Genomic DNA, 18455 nt, shown 5'->3' with positions numbered 1-18455 from the left:
CGGTTACCCGCAGGTAACAAGGATTGATAAACAGGACGCTAATAAAAGCGCCAAATAGAGTCAGAATGCTGATTTTACGGCGTGACGCCGTTTGTTGCGCCTACCCTAATCTTTCATCCTGCTAATGAATAGTGGCGATAATCTGGAAAATGCAATTATCACGTGACTAAAACAAAAAAAGCGGGTGCTTTCGCACCCGCTCTGTTCATCATCTGAACTGACCTTTCAGTCACTACACAACATGGACCTGCAGGTTCTGCTGCACCAGCACATCGCCCAGGGTGTTATCACTGGTCAGCGCCGAGTTGTGGTAGATCTCAAAGACTCTGCCCTCAACGGTACGCTCGCCCGTCACTTCCCAGATTCCGCCGTTGCTGTTAGCCAGTGTCACCTGGCTGCCATCTGCGCCTTTGATCAGCAAATCGTCACTCTGTTTATCCGTAATATTGAGTGCTTCGTTGAGATCGAGCTTCACGGAGTTGGTTCCGGTTTTACCCAAATCGAGCACCTCAATGTGTTCGACCTTCAGGCCCAGCGCGGTGAGATCCAGACTAAGATGCTCACCATTCAGCACCAGGGTATCGGTGCCTGCGCCGCCATCAATATGGGTAAAGTTAAGGTCACTGACCGTTACGATATCCGCCCCGCTGCTGCCGGTCACTGCCGCCCCCTCAATGGTGCTGCCATCGGCCAGCGTAATCACGACGCCGCCGATGGTGTAACCCACCTCCTCTGCCAGTGCCGCTGCCACCGCGGCGTCATTTGCCGCCGCGTTTTCACTGCTGCTGACTGGCGTCACGGTATCCGCTTCGGTGATCAGCGTGGAAGCCACCGCCACATGGGCGCTGCTCTCATCGCTGCTGGTGCTGCTGTTATGCTGCGTCTCCGCGCTGGCGACAGTGGCGCTGTCATCCACCACCGAGAACAGCGCAACCGATTCGTTTGCCGCCAGCGTTACCGGCAGCAGCGCACCCAGCAAGAGAGTATTGGTGGTCGAGTAGCTGTTACCGGCCGCGTCGGTAATCGTGACTTTCGCCAGCGTTCCCAGCGACAGCAGCAGGCCACCCACCGACAGCAGTGAAGGTGAGAAGTTAACCGCGTAACGCCCCAGCGCATCGGTCGTGGTGTTCAGCGTCGGGCCGTTGTTGCCGTTGGAGAGCAGCAGCGTAACGCTCACTTTCGAGCCCTGCGCGGCATTCAGCGATCCCCCCTGCACCACCAGACCCGCCAGTAAGGAACCGACGATGCTCAGCACCGGATCGACCCCGACCAGCGGCTGATTGTGCGACAGCGCAGTAAAGCTGCTGGTGCTGGTTGCGGTGTTGCCGCCAATATCCGCCACCGTGACGGTGAGAGGATGGCTGCCATCGGCGATCCCTTTCAGCGTCGCTGACGGCACGCTGATGCTCCAGGCGCCATTCGCACCAATAGTAGTGGTGAGGATATTGCCCGCCACGTTTACCGTGACCGTGCCGCCCGCCGCGTTGGTGCTGGTTCCTCTGATGGTTTCAGTACTGTTGGCTTCCGCAATATTGAGGTAGCCATCGCCGCCAAAGAAGCTGTTGACGCTGACCGTTGGCGTGGTGTGACTGACCACACCCAGCGACGCCGAGGTGTTGCCAATGCTGCCCGCACCGTTGGTCACGCTGGCGGTGACGGTCTGCAGACCGTCAGTAATGGCAGCAAGGTTAGCCGCCGGAACAGAGAGGCTCCAGTTGCCGTTGCTGCTCACCGTGGTGCTGTAAGTCTGGCCGCCCAGCGTGACGCGCACGACCGATCCCTCGGCGTTGCTGGCGGTGCCGCTAATAGTCTGCGCCGTTTTGACATCTGCCGCACTCAGCGCACTGTCACCAAACAGCGAGGTAATGGCGACCACCGGCGTCGACTGACTGATGACGCTCAGCGTTCCGCTGCTGTTTGCCACGTTACCGTAGGCATCGGTGCCGGTGACCGTGACGGTTTTACTGCCGTCAGTGATAGCAACAAGATCCGCTTTCGGGACGGTAATACTCCAGTTGCCGCCGCTGACCACTTTGGTGGTGTAGGTCAGGCCATTCAGCGTGGCGCTGACGGTTGAACCGGCAGAGAGGCTGGACGTCCCGCTCAGGGTCTGGTTAGAGGCCAGATCCGCGGCGCTCAGCACGCCATCGCCAAACACCGTATTCACCGACAGGGTCGGCTGGAACAGTCCCAGTGACACGCCCGCGCTGGTGCTGCTGACGTTTCCGACCGGATCGGTGACGGCCGCGCTGACGGTGAAGTTACCGTTCAGCAGCGTAGACAGAATCGCTGGCGAGACGGCGGTTGAGAAACTGCCATCCGCGTTGACCTGCGCGTCGACGATAGTGTTGCCAATTGCCAGCCTGACGCTGCTACCCGCAGCCAGCCCGGAGACCGTGCCGCTGATGGTCTGAGTCACCAGCGACTCCGCCAGGTTCAGCACGCCGTCGCCAAACAGCGGATTGAGGGTGACTTTCGGCAGGTTGTGAATACCGACCAGTGCCCCGGCCGTGGTGCTGTTAGTGTTACCCGCGCTGTCGGTGACGCTGATGCTCACGGTCAGATTGCCATCTGCAATCCCCTGCAACAGCGCTGGCGTCAGCGAGACGTTAAAGTTGCCATTGGCATCGGTCGCCGTCACCAACTGCTGTGAACCTACCGACACCACCACGCGCGATCCCGCTTCCGCGCCGCCAATCACCCCACCGATCACCTGGGTGACCAGCGAATCCGCCACGTTCAGCAGACCGTCGCCAAACAGCGGATTCACGGTGATGGTCGGCAGCAGCGTATCGACCCGGATACCGGCGCTGGTGCTGGCGGTATTGCCCGCCGCATCCGTTACCGATGCGCCCACCGTCAGGTTGCCCTGCGCCAGCGTGCCCAGAATATCTGGCGTCACCGTGGCGCTGAACGCCCCGCCCGCACCCACGGTGGCGGTCACCTGGCTGTTGCCAACCGAGAGCGTCACCACACTGCCCTGCGCGACGTTGTTCACCACCCCGCTGATCACCTGTCCGGTGGCGATATCAGCCAGGTTTAGCACCCCATCACCAAACAGTGAGGTCAGCGAGATTGATGGCGTCTGAGTAAAGATGCCGATGGATGCGCTGCTGGAGGCGACATTGCCCGCCACGTCTCTGACGCTGACGCCCAGCGTCAGATTGCCATCCAGCAGAGAGGTCAGATCGCTGCCCGGCAGGTTAACGCTCCACACTCCACCCGCCTGCACCGTCGTGCTGTAACTCTTGCTGCCAAAGGTGACCGTTACCTGGGAACCCACAGCCGCATTTTCTATCACGCCACTGACCAGTTGTCCGGCAGCGGCTTCCGCAATGTTGAGCAGGTTATCACCGCCAAACAGCCCGGTGAGCGCGCCAACCACCGGCACCGCATCGACAATCGCGGTGACGGTTTCACCGACGGTGCGGGTGTTGCCCGCGGCATCGGTCAGGGTGACGTCAAGCGCAAGATTGCCATCGCTTAACAGGCCCAGCACCGAAGGCGGCACCACGATGGCCCATTTACCATCCTGGCCCACTGACGCAGAGAGCGTTGTGCCGCCCAGCACCACCGATACCGTGGCACCCACGCCCGCCGAGGTCGCAACCCCGGAGATAGTCTGCGCCACCGTGGTATCCAGCGCACTGAGCGTGCCGTCGCCAAACACCGAATCGACCACCAGCGTCAGCGCACTGTTGACCACTTTATTGACCGTCAGCGTGGCGTCGGTCTGGTTTCCGGCTACATCATTGACCCGCACGCCAAACACCAGCGCGCCTTCAGTTAGGCTGGACAGGACATCCGGCGCGAGATCGATACTCCAGCGTCCGTCAGCACCCACCGTCGCAGTGGCGATCGGCGCGGCATCGCCCAGATAGAGCCCGATGGTCTGGCCTTCTGCTCCCTGCGCGCTGCCGGTCAGCACCTGGCTTAGCACCAGGTCAGCGGCGTTGATCACGTTGTCGCCGAGGAACGCGTCGACCTGAACCAGCGGCGCGGCGGTATCCACCGTCACCGTCTGGGTGGTCGTCGTCACGTTACCGGCCACATCCGCCAGCTGCGCGGTGATCACCGGCGAGCTGCCATCGGGAAGAGCCTGCATCGCGCTGGCAGGAACCGTTGTGGACCAGGTGCCGTTGCTCTGCACAACGGCGTTGTAGGTCTGATTATTGAAGGTCACCACCACCGTGCGACCCACTTCGCTGAGATCGGCGGTGCCACTGATGGCCTGGCTGGTGGCACTTTCATTGCCATTGACCTGGTTGTCACCGGTAAACGGATTGAGAGTCAGTGCCGGTGGCGTAAGGTCGATCAGCACGTTACCGCTGGTGGTCACAGGGGTAGTGCCGTCGGTAGCATTCACCGTGATGGCGACGCTGCCGTCCGCATTGCCAAAGGCGCTGACCGGCAATGCCGCCGTTGACCAGTTGCCCGACCCATCCAGCGTAGTCGCGTACTCCTGACCACCGATCGACACCGTCACTACGCCACCCGCGCCGAGGTTAGCGGAGGTGCCACTCACTACCACACCGCCCGCTACATCCTGAGTGCTGATGATGTTGTCGCCCGAGACCGTGCCCAGCGTGACCAGTGGCCCTGGCGGTGGGGTAAGTTCAACCGTCAGCGCAACCGTGCCGTTGGCGGTATTGCCTGCCAGATCGGTCACTGCCAGCGCCAGGGTCGTCGATGGACCAAAGGTGGCCATCTGTTCTGGCGTCAGCGTTACACTCCAGTTGCCGTTGGCTGTCACTATCGCGGTGCCAAGCAGCGAGTCATTCAGCGAGATCGAAACCACTGATCCCGGCTCGGCTCCCGCTGCGGTGCCGCTGAGACTCTGCGGCTGAATGCTCTCGGCGTAGTTCAGCGCATTGTCACCGGTAAAGGCGGCAACATTAAGCACCGGTGGTGTGGTGTCGAGCACCAGCGAGCTGTTAATGGTGGTGCTGTTGCCCGCCGCATCGGTTGCTGTCACGGTAACCGGATAGGTATCATCCGGCAGCTGTGAAAGCTCCGCCGTTGTCAGTGGCACCGTCCAGTTCCCATTGGCATCCACTGTCGCAGAATAGGTTGTGCCGCCAAGCGTAAGCTGCACAGTCTGATTCGCGCCCGCTTCACCGGTGGTTCCGCTCAGCGTCACTCCCGCGGCCACATCGCCGCCATTCACATAACTGCCAAGGAATTCCGGATTGACCGCAGGCTGCGGCGCGCTGAGATCCGCGGTGAACGGCAGCTGCGCCGACGCGCTGTTGCCCGCCGCATCCACGACGTTAACCGTCAGTGATTGCGCACCGTCACCCAGTGAACTCAGGGCGTTGGCAGGAATGTTAACAGTCCAGTTACCGTTGCTCGCCACGGTGCCAGAATAGAGGCTGCCGTTGACATCCACGGTAATGCTGACCGCCTGGTTCGCCCCGACACTGCCGGTGGTGCCGGTCAGGGTCACCCCTGCCGCGGCTTCACTGATGTTCAGCAGGTTGTCGCCGCCAAATGCGCCTGGGTTGAAGGTCGGCACAGGCAGCGCCACCTCTGTCACCACGTTCTGCGCCGTCGCGTCGCTGTTACCCGCGATATCGGTCGCCGTCACGGTAATGGTGTGGGTGCCGCTGGTGAATGTGGCTAACTGCGCCGGCGACAGGGCCAGAGACCAGCTGCCATCGGTCTGCACCGTGGCTGCCAGCGGCTGACCGTTGTTAAAGCCGGAGATCAGCACCGTTACCGTCTGTCCGGCACCAGTAATGCCGGTTGTGCCACTGAGGATCTGTTCACCGGCCGCCTCTGCTGCGTTCAGCGCACCGTCGCCAAACGGCAGGTTCAGGGTGACATCCGGCAGCGCGTTAACGGCGACCAGTATCGTACCGCTGGTGCTGCCGATGTTGCCGTTCACATCGGTAACCGTCACGCTCACCGGCCAGTTGCCATCCGGCAGTGACTGCAATACATCAGCCGGCAGATCCAGTGACCAGCGCGAACCACCATCAGTCAGCGTCGCAGAATAGAGGGTGCCATTAACGGTCACCGTGACCGACGCGGCGTTATTAATATTCACCGCACCGGTCAGGGATCCGCCTGAGGCGGCCTCTTCAGCATTGATACGGCCATCAATAAATGGCGTATCCAGCGTTGGATTAGCAATCGGCGTAATCGCAGCGACGAACGTTTTGGTCGTTTCAATGCTGTTACCGGCCCGATCCGTGGTGGTGAGGGTCAGGGTATGTTCACCGGTTCCCAGGCTGGCAATGAACTCTGGGGGCAGGCTGGCAGTCCAGTTGCCATTGGCATCGACCGTCACCGACAGCGGGATATTGTCATCGCCTACCGTGACGCTCAGGGTCTGGCCCGGCACGACGGTGGAGGTGCCGGTGACCAGCTGAACGGAACCGGCTTCGCTGATATTAATGATGTTATCGCCGAACAGTGTCGTGTCGAAGGCGGCTGAAACAGGATCACTCTGCAGGATCTCAACGCCTGCGGTAACCTGCGCCGGATTACCGGCACCATCCGCGGCGCTGACCACCACCTGTGTCAGTCCATCGGCCAGGCCCGTCAGCGCACCCGGTGCCAGGTTCAGCGTCCAGTTGCCGCTGGCATCCGTGGTGGTGCTGAAGTTCTGCCCGCCTACAGAGATGTTCACCACGCTGCCTTCCGGCAGATTGGTACTGTCACCACTCAGCGTTAACGCCCCTTCCGCATCTGCCGCACTGATCAGCGCATCGCCAAACGGCGTATTCAGCGTCAGCGCTGGCAGGGTATTAAACGCTACGTCCAGTGTCGTGGTGCTATCCGTGGTGATATTGCCCGCCGCGTCGGTGACCGAAACGGTAATCGCATTGGGGCCGTCCGCCAGCTGCTGCAGGTCAGCGGTCGGAATAGTAAGTGACCAGTTACCGTCGGCATCGGCCGTGGTGGTATAGCTGACGTTATTCAGCGTCACCGTCACCGGCAATGCGCCCGTGGTGCTGCCGCTGATGGTGAGATCCTGCAGCGACTCCGCCAGGTTAAGGGTATCTCCCGCATCGACCGTGATATTCGTCAGCGCAGGCGGTGTGGTAATGAAACTAACCTCCTGAGTGGCGGTCGCCGGATTGCCTGCGACATCAGTGGCGGTCACGGTAAAGATTTGCGTGCTGCCCGGAGCCACGCTGGTAAAGGCAGCAGACGGCACATTCACCGTCCAGTTGCCGTCAGCGTCGAGCGTGGTGCTGTAGTCAGTGCCGTTAAACGACACCGTCACCAGCGTACCCGCTGCCAGCAGGGTGCTGCTGCCGCTGACCGCGACATCCGCTGTGGCCTCGGTGGCGTTAATCACATCATCGCCGGCTACCACGTTCATGGTCAGCGTCGGCTGAACCTGCTCGCTGGCCAGCACGACCAGGCTGGTGCTGGCGCTGGCCGGATTGCCAGACGTATCCGCTGAGACCACGACCAGCAGCTGATCGCCATCCGGCAGATTACCCAGATCGGCGGCCGGAACGGTCACCGTCCAGCTGCCGTCGGCTGCCACCGTGCCGCTGTACTGAATGTTATTCAGCGTCACCGTCACCAGCTGGCCTTCCACCAGGTTGTTACTGGTGCCGCCGATGTTCAGATCCTGTAGCGACTCCGCCTGGTTAAGGAAATTATCGTCACTGATGGTCCCGATGGTCAGGGTTGGCAGGTTCAGAGTGTCAGCATCACGCGTCAGGGTCTGGGTGGCCGTGGCCGGGTTCCCCGCGGCATCGGTCATTGAGACAGCAACGGTGTAGCTGCCGTCTGCCAGCCCCTGCACGACGCTGGCTGGCAGTGTCACCTCCCAGGTGCCGTCAGAGAGCACCTGAGTGGTGTAATCGACGTTCTGGAAGCTGACGGTGACCGTCTGTCCGGCATCCGCTACCGACGCACTGCCGCTGATGGCGACCGCTTCCAGCACCTCTACCGAATTGATGATGTTGTCGCCGCCGATGGCATTGACGGTCAGCACTGGCGGCGTGAGATCGACCGTAACGGCGCTGGTCAGCGAACCACTGTTACCGGCGGCATCGCTGGCATTGACCACCAGCGTAGTAACCCCCTCGCCCAGCGTCTGCACCTGATCTGCTGTTAAGGTCAGCGTCCAGTTACCCTGCGCATCCACCGTAGCGGAATAATCATTCCCGCCCAGCGTCACGCTGACGGTCTGGCCGTTGCCCGCTACACCGGTGCTGCCGGTCAGCGTCTGACCGACCCCCTGTTCCGCCAGGTTCAGATAACCATCACCAAACGGGGTGTCTATGCTGACGGCCAGCGACGCCGTCGCCACGGTGATTTCACGGGTTTCGGTTACCGGGTTACCCGCCGCATCGCTGACCGTCACGGTCAGAATGTACGCCCCGGCCGGAATACCGGCCAGCGAACCCGCAGGCAGCGTCAGATTCCACTCGCCGTTCTGGTCAACCGTGGTAGTCCAGGTCTGATTGTTCAGGGTAATGGTAATCTGCTGTCCGGCTTCGGCATTACTGTTGCCGCTGAGAACTATCGGCGCGGTGCTTTCGGCAATATTGATACTGTTATCGCCCGCAACCGTATTCAGTGTCAGGGTCGGTGGCGTCAGATCCACCGTCACACTGCCCTGGCTGCTGCCGGTATTACCCGCCGCATCCTGGACTGTGACGGTATAGTTCAGGAGATCTTCCGGCAGGCCAGCCAGCGCGGAAGCCGGCACGCTGATCTGCCAGTTGCCATTGCCGTCGACGGTGCCGTTGTAGGTTGCGCCATTCAGCAGCACGCTCACCGTCTGGCCGTCACCGGTTATGCCGGTGGTGCCGCTCAGGGTTTGTGCTGTGGCGATCTCGCTGCTGTTGAGCAGACCATCGCCAAAGGCCGAGACGATCTGCGGTGCTGGCAGCGTCGCCAGCACGCTGAGCGCTGCCTCGCTGCTCAGGGTCGCCCCGCCGCTGTCCGTTGCGGTGACCGTCAGAGTGTAAGGCCCATCGGCGAGCGCCGTCAGTGCCTCAGCCGGAACGATCACTGTCCAGCGGCCGCTGGCCGAGACCTGCGCGGTGTAGCTGATGTTGTTAAACAGCAACGTGACCGTGCTGCCCTCTGTCACGTTCACCGACGTACCGGTGACGACCAGGGCCTGACCCAGCTCCTGCGCATTCAGGTAGTTATCTTCGCTGATGGCATCCATCGCCAGGCCAGAGGCGTTGCTGTTGACGTCAAAGGTGAGATTGCTGGTGGTGGTATTGCCCGCCACATCCCTGACCGCCACGGTAAAACTGGCGCTGCCATCATTAATCGCGGCCAGCGCACCGGCTGGCACGATCAGGCTCCATGCCCCGCTCGCCTGCACGGCGGCGCTGTAGACTGTGCCGTCAACGGTGACGGTGACCAGCTGACCCGCTTCAACGTTAGTGGTGGTGCCGGAGAGACGTTGATCGGTGAGGCGCTCAGCGCCATCGACCACGTTGTTACCGGCAAAGGCATCCAGCGTCAGGGTCGGCAGTGTGCCTGGCTCCACTTTCAGCGCCAGGTCGCGGCTGGTGGTGGTGGCATTTCCTGCCGCATCGCTGGCGGTCACGGTCAGCGGATAGCTGCCGTTGCCCAGCCCGGTGTAAACCGTGGCGGGCAGCTCCAGCGACCAGACGCCGTTGACGTCTGCGGTGGTGCTCAGGGTGGTGCCGTTGAAGCTGGCCACAATCAGGGCGTTAGCTTCGCTGCTGCCGGTCAGCGTCAGCGGCTGCTGACTTTCAGCGGCGTTAATGATGCCATCGGATGGCGTAATGAAGTTCAGCACCGGAGGCAGTGTATCCACCACCAGGTTGCCATCCGCCTGGCTGCTGTTGCCCGCTACATCACTGACGACCACGGTGTAGCCACTATTGCCCTGCGGCAATGCAGACAAGACATCGGCCGGAACGGCGACCTGCCAGTTGCCTGCGGCATCGACCGTGCCGCTGTAGTTGTTGCCGCCCAGCGTCACGACGACGGTCTGGCCGTCGCCGGTCACGCCCGTGTTACCAGTGATCGCGCCACCGGCGGCGGCTTCCTCACCGTTCAGAATGCCATCATCAAAGGCCACGCCCGGGGTCGCCACCGGCAATGCGCTGGCGATCACCGTCAGGGTAGCGTCGCTGGTCGCCAGCGGCTGTCCGTTAGCGTCGCTGGCGGTGGCGGTGATGGTCTGCGGGCCGTCTGCCGTTCCGGTAAAGGTGCCTGCCGGTAAGGTCAGGCTCCAGCTTCCATCTGCCGTCACGGTGGTACTGACCGTGGTGCCGTTGGCCAGCACGGTAACAATGCTGCCATCAGGCAGACCGCTGGTGCTGCCGCTGACCACGACGGCGCCACCCAATTCCTGCGCATTGAGGTAGTTGTCGTCACTGACGGGTGCCAGCGCGATCGACGGCAGAGTGTTGTCCACACTGAAGTCAAGCGGGCTGCTGGCGGTGTTACCCACGGCGTTGATGACGCTGACGTTCAGCGTCTGGTTGCCTTCTCCCAGCTCAGCCAGGGCGCCCGCAGGCAGAATAATGCTCCAGTTGCCGCTGGCCTCGACCACACCGCTGTATTCGATGCCATTCAGGGAGATGATCACCTGCTGGCCCGGTTCGACATTCGTGCTGCTGCCGCGCACCGTTATCGGCTGCAGCTGCTCCGCTGCCGTGACGATGCCGTCACCGGCGAAGGTGCTGCTGTCGATGGTCAGTACAGGCTGCACGTCCGGCGCGGTTGCCACATTCAGATCAACCACCTGGCTGCTCTGATTCCCGTTAGCACTGGTTTCCGTCACCGTCACCAGATTACTGCCAGGAGGCAGCGCCGCCAGCGCTTCAGGGGCGATCTGCAGCGTCCACTGGCCGTTAACGCCAACGGTGGTGCTGTAGAGCTGGTCATTGAGCTGGACCGTGACCACGTCGCCATTCTGACCACTGCCACTCACCACCAGCGGCTCTGCCAGTTCCCCGACGTTCAGCGCGTTATCACCGCTGACCGGCGCGACGACCAGCGGAGGCGGCGTAGTCGCAACCGTCAGGGCACTGTTCTGGCTGCTGCTGTTACCGGCTGCGTCGGTGACGGTGACCACCACCGGATAGCTGCTGCCATTGGTCAGACCGGCAAGCGCCGCTGGCGGAACAGCCAGCGCCCAGTTTCCGTCACCATCAACGGTGCCGGTGTAGGTCACGCCATTCAGCGTCACACTGACGCGGTCGCCTTCACTGCCTGCGCCGCTGAAACTGAACCCTGCCGCCTGCTCAGCGATATTCAGCACGCCATCACCCGCGGGCGCAGCGATACTGAAGTCTGGTGCCGTGGTATCCACGGTAACCGACACTGGCGTAGTGGCGACGTTGCCGCTGACGGTGGTGACGGTCACGTTGAGATCGTAACGGCCATCTGGCAACTGTTGCAGATTCGCAGCAGGCACGGTGGCGGTCCAGCTGCCATCGGCGGCAACCACTGCGTCATAGGTCTGGCCATTCAGCGCAAGGCTGACGCTACTACCTGGCGTAACGGTGCCGCTGAGGGTCAGATCGGTGGCGGTTTCAGCCTCATTAATCGTGCCATCGGTGGCAATCGGGTTAACGGTCAGCGCCGGTACGCCGGTATCAACAATCAGCGGCTCGCTGATGCTGGTGCTGTTACCCGCTTCATCACTCACCGTCACGGTAATCGGATTGCTGCCCTGCGCAAGTGCCTGCAGTCTGTCTGCGGGTATCGTCACGCTCCATTCACCATTCGCGTCTACAGTGGCCGGATAGCTGGTACCGCCCAGGGTCACGCTGACCGCCTGGCCTGGCAGGACTGTGCCGGTCAGCGTCTGCGCCGCGCTGGCTTCATCGGTATTGAGTATGCCGTCAGTGAATGGCGTGTTGATTTGCGGGTCTGCCAGCGGCGCGGTCGCCACCAGCAGCGGCAGGCTGTTCTGCACATCACCCGAAGAGACGGTAACGGTGGTCGTGCCCTGCGGCAGCGTCGCCAGATCGGCAGCCGGCACGGTCAGGGTCCACGCACCGGTTTCATCGGTTGTGGTGGTGTAGACGGTGCCGCCAGTCACCAGCGTTACGCTGATCGGGCTGTTAGCCGGCAGGTTCGCTGAACCGCCGCTGAGGATAAGATCGCTCTGCGCCTCCAGGGCATTCAGCGCATTGTCGTCACTGATTGGGGCAATCGACAGCGACGGTACGGGTGAAGTAACCACGCTGAACTGCCCTTCAGCAGGCAGCGCCGGGTTACCGGCCACATCGGTAATCGCCACGGTGAAGGTTTTATCGCCTGCACCGCCCAGCGATCCGGCTGGCAGCGACACACTCCAGCTACCGTTCGCCTGTACTACGCCATCGTAAGACTGACCATTAATGGTCAGCAATACCGGCTGACCTGCCGGTACGCCGGTGACGTTACCGGTGACGAGAATGTCGGTGAGCTGTTCAGCGCTGTCGACCTGATTATCGCCGGTCACGGGATTAATGGTCAGCGCCGGCGACGTTGCCGCCAGCACAGTGACGCTGGTCGGTACGGTGCTGCTGTTGCCATAAGCATCGCTGAGTACCACATCCACCGGATAGGTTGCGTCACCCAGCTGGCTGATAATCGCGGCGGGCACCGTAACACTCCACGCGCCATCGGTATCCACGGTGGCGGTGTAGGTCTCGCCATTGAAACTCACCGTGACGGTGTCGCCCTGGGCCCCCCCGCGTCCGTCGAGTGTGAGATCCTGAGTGTGTTCAGCGATATTGATATAACCATCACTGCCCGGCGTGGAGACTTCCAGCAACGGCGGTGTGGTGGCGAAAATCAGTGAACTGCTGGCTGGTGTGGTATTACCATCGGCGTCTGTCGCCACTACCGATACCGGTTGGGTACCGTTGGGCACATTTGCCAGGTCGGATGCCGGAACGGTGACACTCCAGCTGCCACCCTGCGCCACCACGGCGCTGTAGGCCACGTTATTCAGCGTGACGCGGATGATGTCGCCTTCGTCGCCGGTTCCGCTGACGATTAGCGGCTGCTGCGCGTCGCTGACGTTGATCACGCCATCATCACTGAGATCGTTGAGCGTCAGAGCGGGCACCGCGGTAGCCACCCGCAGTTCCGTATTCTGAGTGCTGATGTTACCGGCCGGATCGGTCACGGTGACGGTCACCGGATAGGTCTGACTGGTCAGCGTGCCGAGATCGGCCACCGGGACGGATGCACTCCAGTTACTGTTTTCGTCAACAATGGCGGTGTAGGACTTACCGTTTAATTCCACCGTCACGCTGTCGCCCGGGGTGCCGGTTCCGCTGATTTGCAGCGGCGTAGTGAGTTCGTTGTTGGTCAGGACGCCATCACCGCCCGGAGCGGTAACGGTTGCAACCGGAGGCTGCGTGCTGACCGCCAGGGGCTGCGTCTGCGTGGTGGTGTTACCGCTGGCATCAGTCAGCGTAACTACCAGCGTATAGCTGCTGCCATCTGACAGGGCCTGCAGCGCCGCTGGCGGCAGATCCACCGTCCAGTTGCCCTGCCCATCTACGGTGGCGCTGTAACTCACGTTATTCAGCGAGACAGAAACCACTTCGCCCGGCAACGCACCTGAACCGCTGACCGGCAGACCGGCAGCCACTTCGCTGCTGTTGAGAATGCCATCGCCGCCTGCGACCTCTGCCACAATCAGATTCGGTGGCAGCGTGTCGACGCTGAAGTTGAGCGTCTCATCCACGCGGTTGCCTGCTTCATCAATCGCGGTAATGATCAGGCTGTTGGCGCCCTGTGGCAGTAAGGCGAGATCGGCGGCCGGCAGCGCCAGGCTCCAGCTGCCGTCTGCATTGACCGTGGTGCTGTAGGTTTTACCGTTAAGTTCCAGTTCAACCTGCTGGCCCGGCACGGCTTTGCCAGTGCTGCCGCCGATCAGCAGATCGCTGCCCGCTTCCACCCGGTTGAGAAGGCCATCGGTGATTGCGCTCTCCTCCAGCGTGATTTGCGGCAGCGTGGCTGCGACTACATTCAGTTGAGCGGAGTCGGTCAGCAGTGCGCCGGTGGCGTCGGTGGTGGTGACCGAAATCAGTTTTACGCCGTCGGTGATAGTGGTGAGATCGCCTGCCGGAACAGTGACGCTCCAGAAGCCATTGCTGTTCACTACCGCGCTGTAATTATTGCCATTAAAGTTAACCTGCACCGCCTGGCCCGGGTTAACGCCTACCGCAGAGCCGCTGATGATCAGATCGCTGCTCAGCTCCTGCTGGTTAAGGAAGCCATCCACGCTGACCGGTTCACTAATGGAGACCACGCCAGGTTCGCCTGCCGCCGGGGCGACGTTAATATCGCGGGTGTCGGTAGCTGAGGCGCCTGCCGCCGTTGTGACGCTGACCGCGATGGTGCTGCTGCCCGCCGCCAGTGCGCTGAGCGCCGCAGAGGGGATCTGCGTGCTCCAGCTGCCATCCGCGTTGACCAGCGCAGTGTAATTTTGGCCGCCCAGGGTAATGGTGACCGTCTGGCCCGCCTCCACGTTGCTGGTGCTGCCGGACAGCGTCTGGTCCAGCGCTTTTTCGCTGTTATCCAGCAGATCGTCACCGGCAAACAGGGCGATCGTCACCGTCGGCGTACCCGGTTCCGCTGGCGCTTCCACCGCAATCACCCGATCTTCGCTGACTGTTACGCCCGCCTGATTGGTGACTGTGGCCGCGATAGTCGCGTTGCCCGCCGTCAGTGCCGCCAGCGCGCTGGCCGGGACGCTCAGGCTCCAGCTGCCATCCGCGCCGACCGTGGCGCTGTAAGTCTGGTCGCCCAGCGTTACGGTCACGACCTGACCCGCCTCGACATTGGTTGAGCTGCCGCTCAGCAGCTGATCGCTGGTTTTCTCATCGTTGCTCAGCACGTCATCCACGGCGAACTGATCGAGCGTGATAGTGGGCTGGCCCGGCTCGGTAACCGGCGGCTCAACCGTGATCGGCAGCGTGTCACTTACGGTGGTGCCTGCCGCATTGCTGACCGTGACCACCAGCGAGGCAGAACCGGCTGCCAGCGCACCGAGTGCATCGGCCGGAATGGCAATGTTCCAGCTGCCGTCGGCGCCAACCGTTCCGCTGTAGCTCTGGCCGCCCAGCGTCACCGTGACAATCTGGCCCGCCTCGACGTTGGTGGTGCTGCCGGAGACCGCCTGCGCTTCCAGCTTCTCATCGTTGCTCAGGATGTTGTCGTCAGCAAAGGCATTGAGGGTTAGCGTCGGGGCATTCGGTGAAGTGCCCGCTGACTCCACCAGGAAGTCGCGGGTTTCAGTGATCTGAGTACCAGACTGATCTGTCACCGTCACATTCAGGGCTGCGCTACCGGCTGTCAGCGCAGCCAGTGAACTGGCAGGAATCGACACGCTCCAGCTGCCATCCGCGCCGACCGTGGCGGTAAAAGTCTCTCCGTTCAGGGTGACAGTGACCTGCTGGCCTTCACCGATATTGGTGGTGGTGCCGCTCAGCAGCTGATCGCTGGCTTTCTCGCTGTTGCTGAGGATGTCATCCCCGGCAAAGGCGTCGATGGTTATGGTGGCTTCACCCGGCTGCGTTACCGGGGCTTCGACAGTGACTGGCTGGGTTGAAGTGACTGTGTCGCCCGCTGCATTACTGACCGAGACGGTCAGTGTGGTGGTGCCTGCTGCCAGCGCGTTCAGCGCGGCTGACGGCACGGCGACGCTCCAGCTGCCATCACCCTGCACGCTGGCACTGTAGGTCTGACCACCCAGGGTGACCGTCACGATCTGCCCGGTTTCGATATTACTGGTGCTACCGCTGACAAGCTGATCGACCGCTTTTTCGTCGTTGCTCAGAAGGTTGTCGCCGGCGAAATCATTCAGGGTCAGAGACGGCACGCCCGGTTCCGTTACTGGCGTCTCAACCGCGATATCGCGGATTTCGGTAGTGCTCACGCCATCGGCATTGCTGACGGTAACGCTGATGGTATTAGCTCCCGCCGGCAGATTACCCAGCGCGGCTGCCGGAACAATTACACTCCAGTTACCACTGCCATCGACGGTGCCGAGGTAAGTCTGGCCACCGAAGGTGACTGTCACCGTCTGGCCCGCTTCGATGTTGGTGGTGGAGCCGGAGAGCGTCTGGGCCGTCCCTTTTTCATCGTTGCTGAGGATGTCATCCCCGGCAAACTGACCAATGGTGACTGTGGGTTCGCCCGGCAATGTGACAGGCGCTTCCACGGTGATGGGCAGCGTGCCGGTCACGGTATCACCGGCCACATTGCTGACTGAAACCGTCAGCGTCGTTTCACCTGCCGCCAGGGCGCTCAGGGCCGCCGATGGCAAAGTAACGCTCCAGTTGCCCTGCGCATCAACGCTGCCGCTGTAAGTCTGGCCGCCCAGGGTGACTGTTACCAGCTGACCGGGTTCAACATTGCTGGTGCTGCCGGTGAGTGTCTGATCGGTGGCTTTCTCCCCATTACTCAGCACGTTGTCCCCGGCAAAATCATCCAGCGTGACGGATGGCGGGCCCGGAACGACCGGCGTATCGATGCTGATCGCGCGGTTTTCACTGGCTTCAATGCCAGCCTGGCTGGTGACGACCGCGGAAATCGCCACCGAACCGGCTGCCAGCGCATTCAGTGCCGCAGGCGAGAGCGTGACGCTCCAGTTGCCCTGCGCATCCACTACTGCGCTATAGGTCTGATCGCCCAGCGTGATGGTGACAATCTGGCCCGCTTCCACATTGGTGGTGGTGCCGCTAAGAACCTGATCGCTGCTTTTCTCGGCATTGCTGAGAATGTCATCACCGGCAAACTGATCGATGGTGATAACGGGCGTACCCGGCTGAGTCAGTGGTGGCTCTACGTTTACGGTCAGGCTACCGCTGGCGGCGGTTCCTGCCTGGTTAGCAACGGTGGCAGTCACCGTGGTGGTGCCGGTTGCCAGTGCGGTCAGCGCATCAGCAGGCACGGTAATGCTCCAGCTACCGTCGCCTGCCACGCTGCCGCTGTAGCTCTGGCCGCCCAGGGTAACCGTGACGATCTGCCCGGCTTCGACGTTGGTGGTGCTGCCGCTAAGAGTCTGATCGCTGGTTTTTTCTGCGTTGCTCAGCACGTCGTCGCCGGTAAACGGGGCGATCGTCAGGGCTGGCACGCCAGGGGTGGTGTCAGGTGCCTGCACCTGGATACCCAGGCTGGCGGCAGCCGCCGTGCCCGCGGCGCTGGTCACACTGACCGAAATGGTGCTGCTGCCTGCAGCCAGCGCCGAGAGTGCGGCAGCCGGAATTGAGACGCTCCAGCTGCCATCCGCCCCCACAGTGGCGTTATAGCTCTGTCCGCCCAATGTCACACTGACCTGCTGGCCCGCTTCGACATTGCTGGTGCTGCCGGACAACGTTTGTGGCGTGGTTTTTTCGCTGTTATCCAGCAGGTTATCGCCCGCAAACGGGTTCAGGCTAATGGACGGCGCAGCCGGTGTGCCGGGATCGGCGGCCGCGACGGTAATGGGCAGGCTGCCGGTGGTCGTCGTGCCCGCCGCGTTAGTGACGCTGACGTCGATGGTGGTGGTGCCTGCGGCGAGTCCCGCCAGCGCGGCAGCAGGAATAGTGACGCTCCAGCTGCCGTCAGCACCGACGGTGGCGTTGTAGGTCTGGCCGCCCAGCGTGACAGTGACAATCTGACCCACTTCGACATTACTGGTGGTGCCGCTCAGTACCTGATCGCTGCTTTTTTCCGCGTTATCCAGAACATCATCGCCAGCGAATGCATTGAGCGTGATAGCAGGCGTCCCCGGCGTGACCGGTGTTCCAGGATCGGTGCCACCGTCATTGCCGCCACCGTTACCCCCACCGCCGCCACCACCACCACCGCCGACGCCAACGGCCAGACCGGCTAAGCCGAGCACACCCAGACCGCCCGCCGTTATCACACCCATCGAGGTGTTGGCGTTATCTGCCAGCAGCAGCGGCTCTACGCTGTCGAGTGATTCATAGGTTGGCGTGACCGACGTGGAAGCGAGTTCAGCCCCTTCTGCGGTCTGCGGAAAGAGCGCGTGTTCCGGTGGGTTGACGCCATCATCGAACACCAGTTCGCTGTGCTGGCCATCGGCGTCGTCGAGGAAGAATTTCTGATAGCGGACAGTCTTGCCGTCGCGCATATGCAACACCAGATCGTTACCCTGGCGCTCATACTGCGTCACCATGTCGCGGGTGCCGCTGATGCGCACGACGCTGGGCTCGGTGAGGTTAATGGATTGTGACGAACCGCTGACGGACTGCGAGATGAGTGTGCCGTTTTCGCGCGAGATAATGTCTACACGGCCTTGCGTGAGTTCTGCCATTTGTAACCTCTACTCCACCAGATTAGCTAATATACTGAATCCATAAACATAAAATTATTTTATGCTTACAGTGTTCACACATAGTTTCATCTTCTGAAAATCAGAAGATGTCTTAACCTGGTGTATGTCGAAACGGCAAAGCCAAAGCTGGTCACACGCTCTAATCAGAGTGGCGAGTGACGGTGTTATTGTTAGTTTTACTTGTACAGACTCACGC

General features: G+C 61.7%; 1 protein-coding gene. It reads right to left on the bottom strand.

The annotated features are described in order from the left end of the window. Positions 1-232 precede the first annotated feature (232 nt). A complete protein-coding gene (locus OK409_RS01500; RefSeq protein ID WP_264366667.1) occupies positions 233-18238 on the bottom strand; it encodes an Ig-like domain-containing protein in 18006 nt (6001 codons plus the stop codon). Positions 18239-18455: the final 217 nt, after the last annotated feature.

Origin of the sequence: Pantoea sp. RG18 (assembly GCF_025910075.1) — a bacterium.
GTDB lineage: Bacteria > Pseudomonadota > Gammaproteobacteria > Enterobacterales > Enterobacteriaceae > Pantoea > Pantoea agglomerans.
This window is presented reverse-complemented; position numbering and strand designations above follow the sequence as displayed.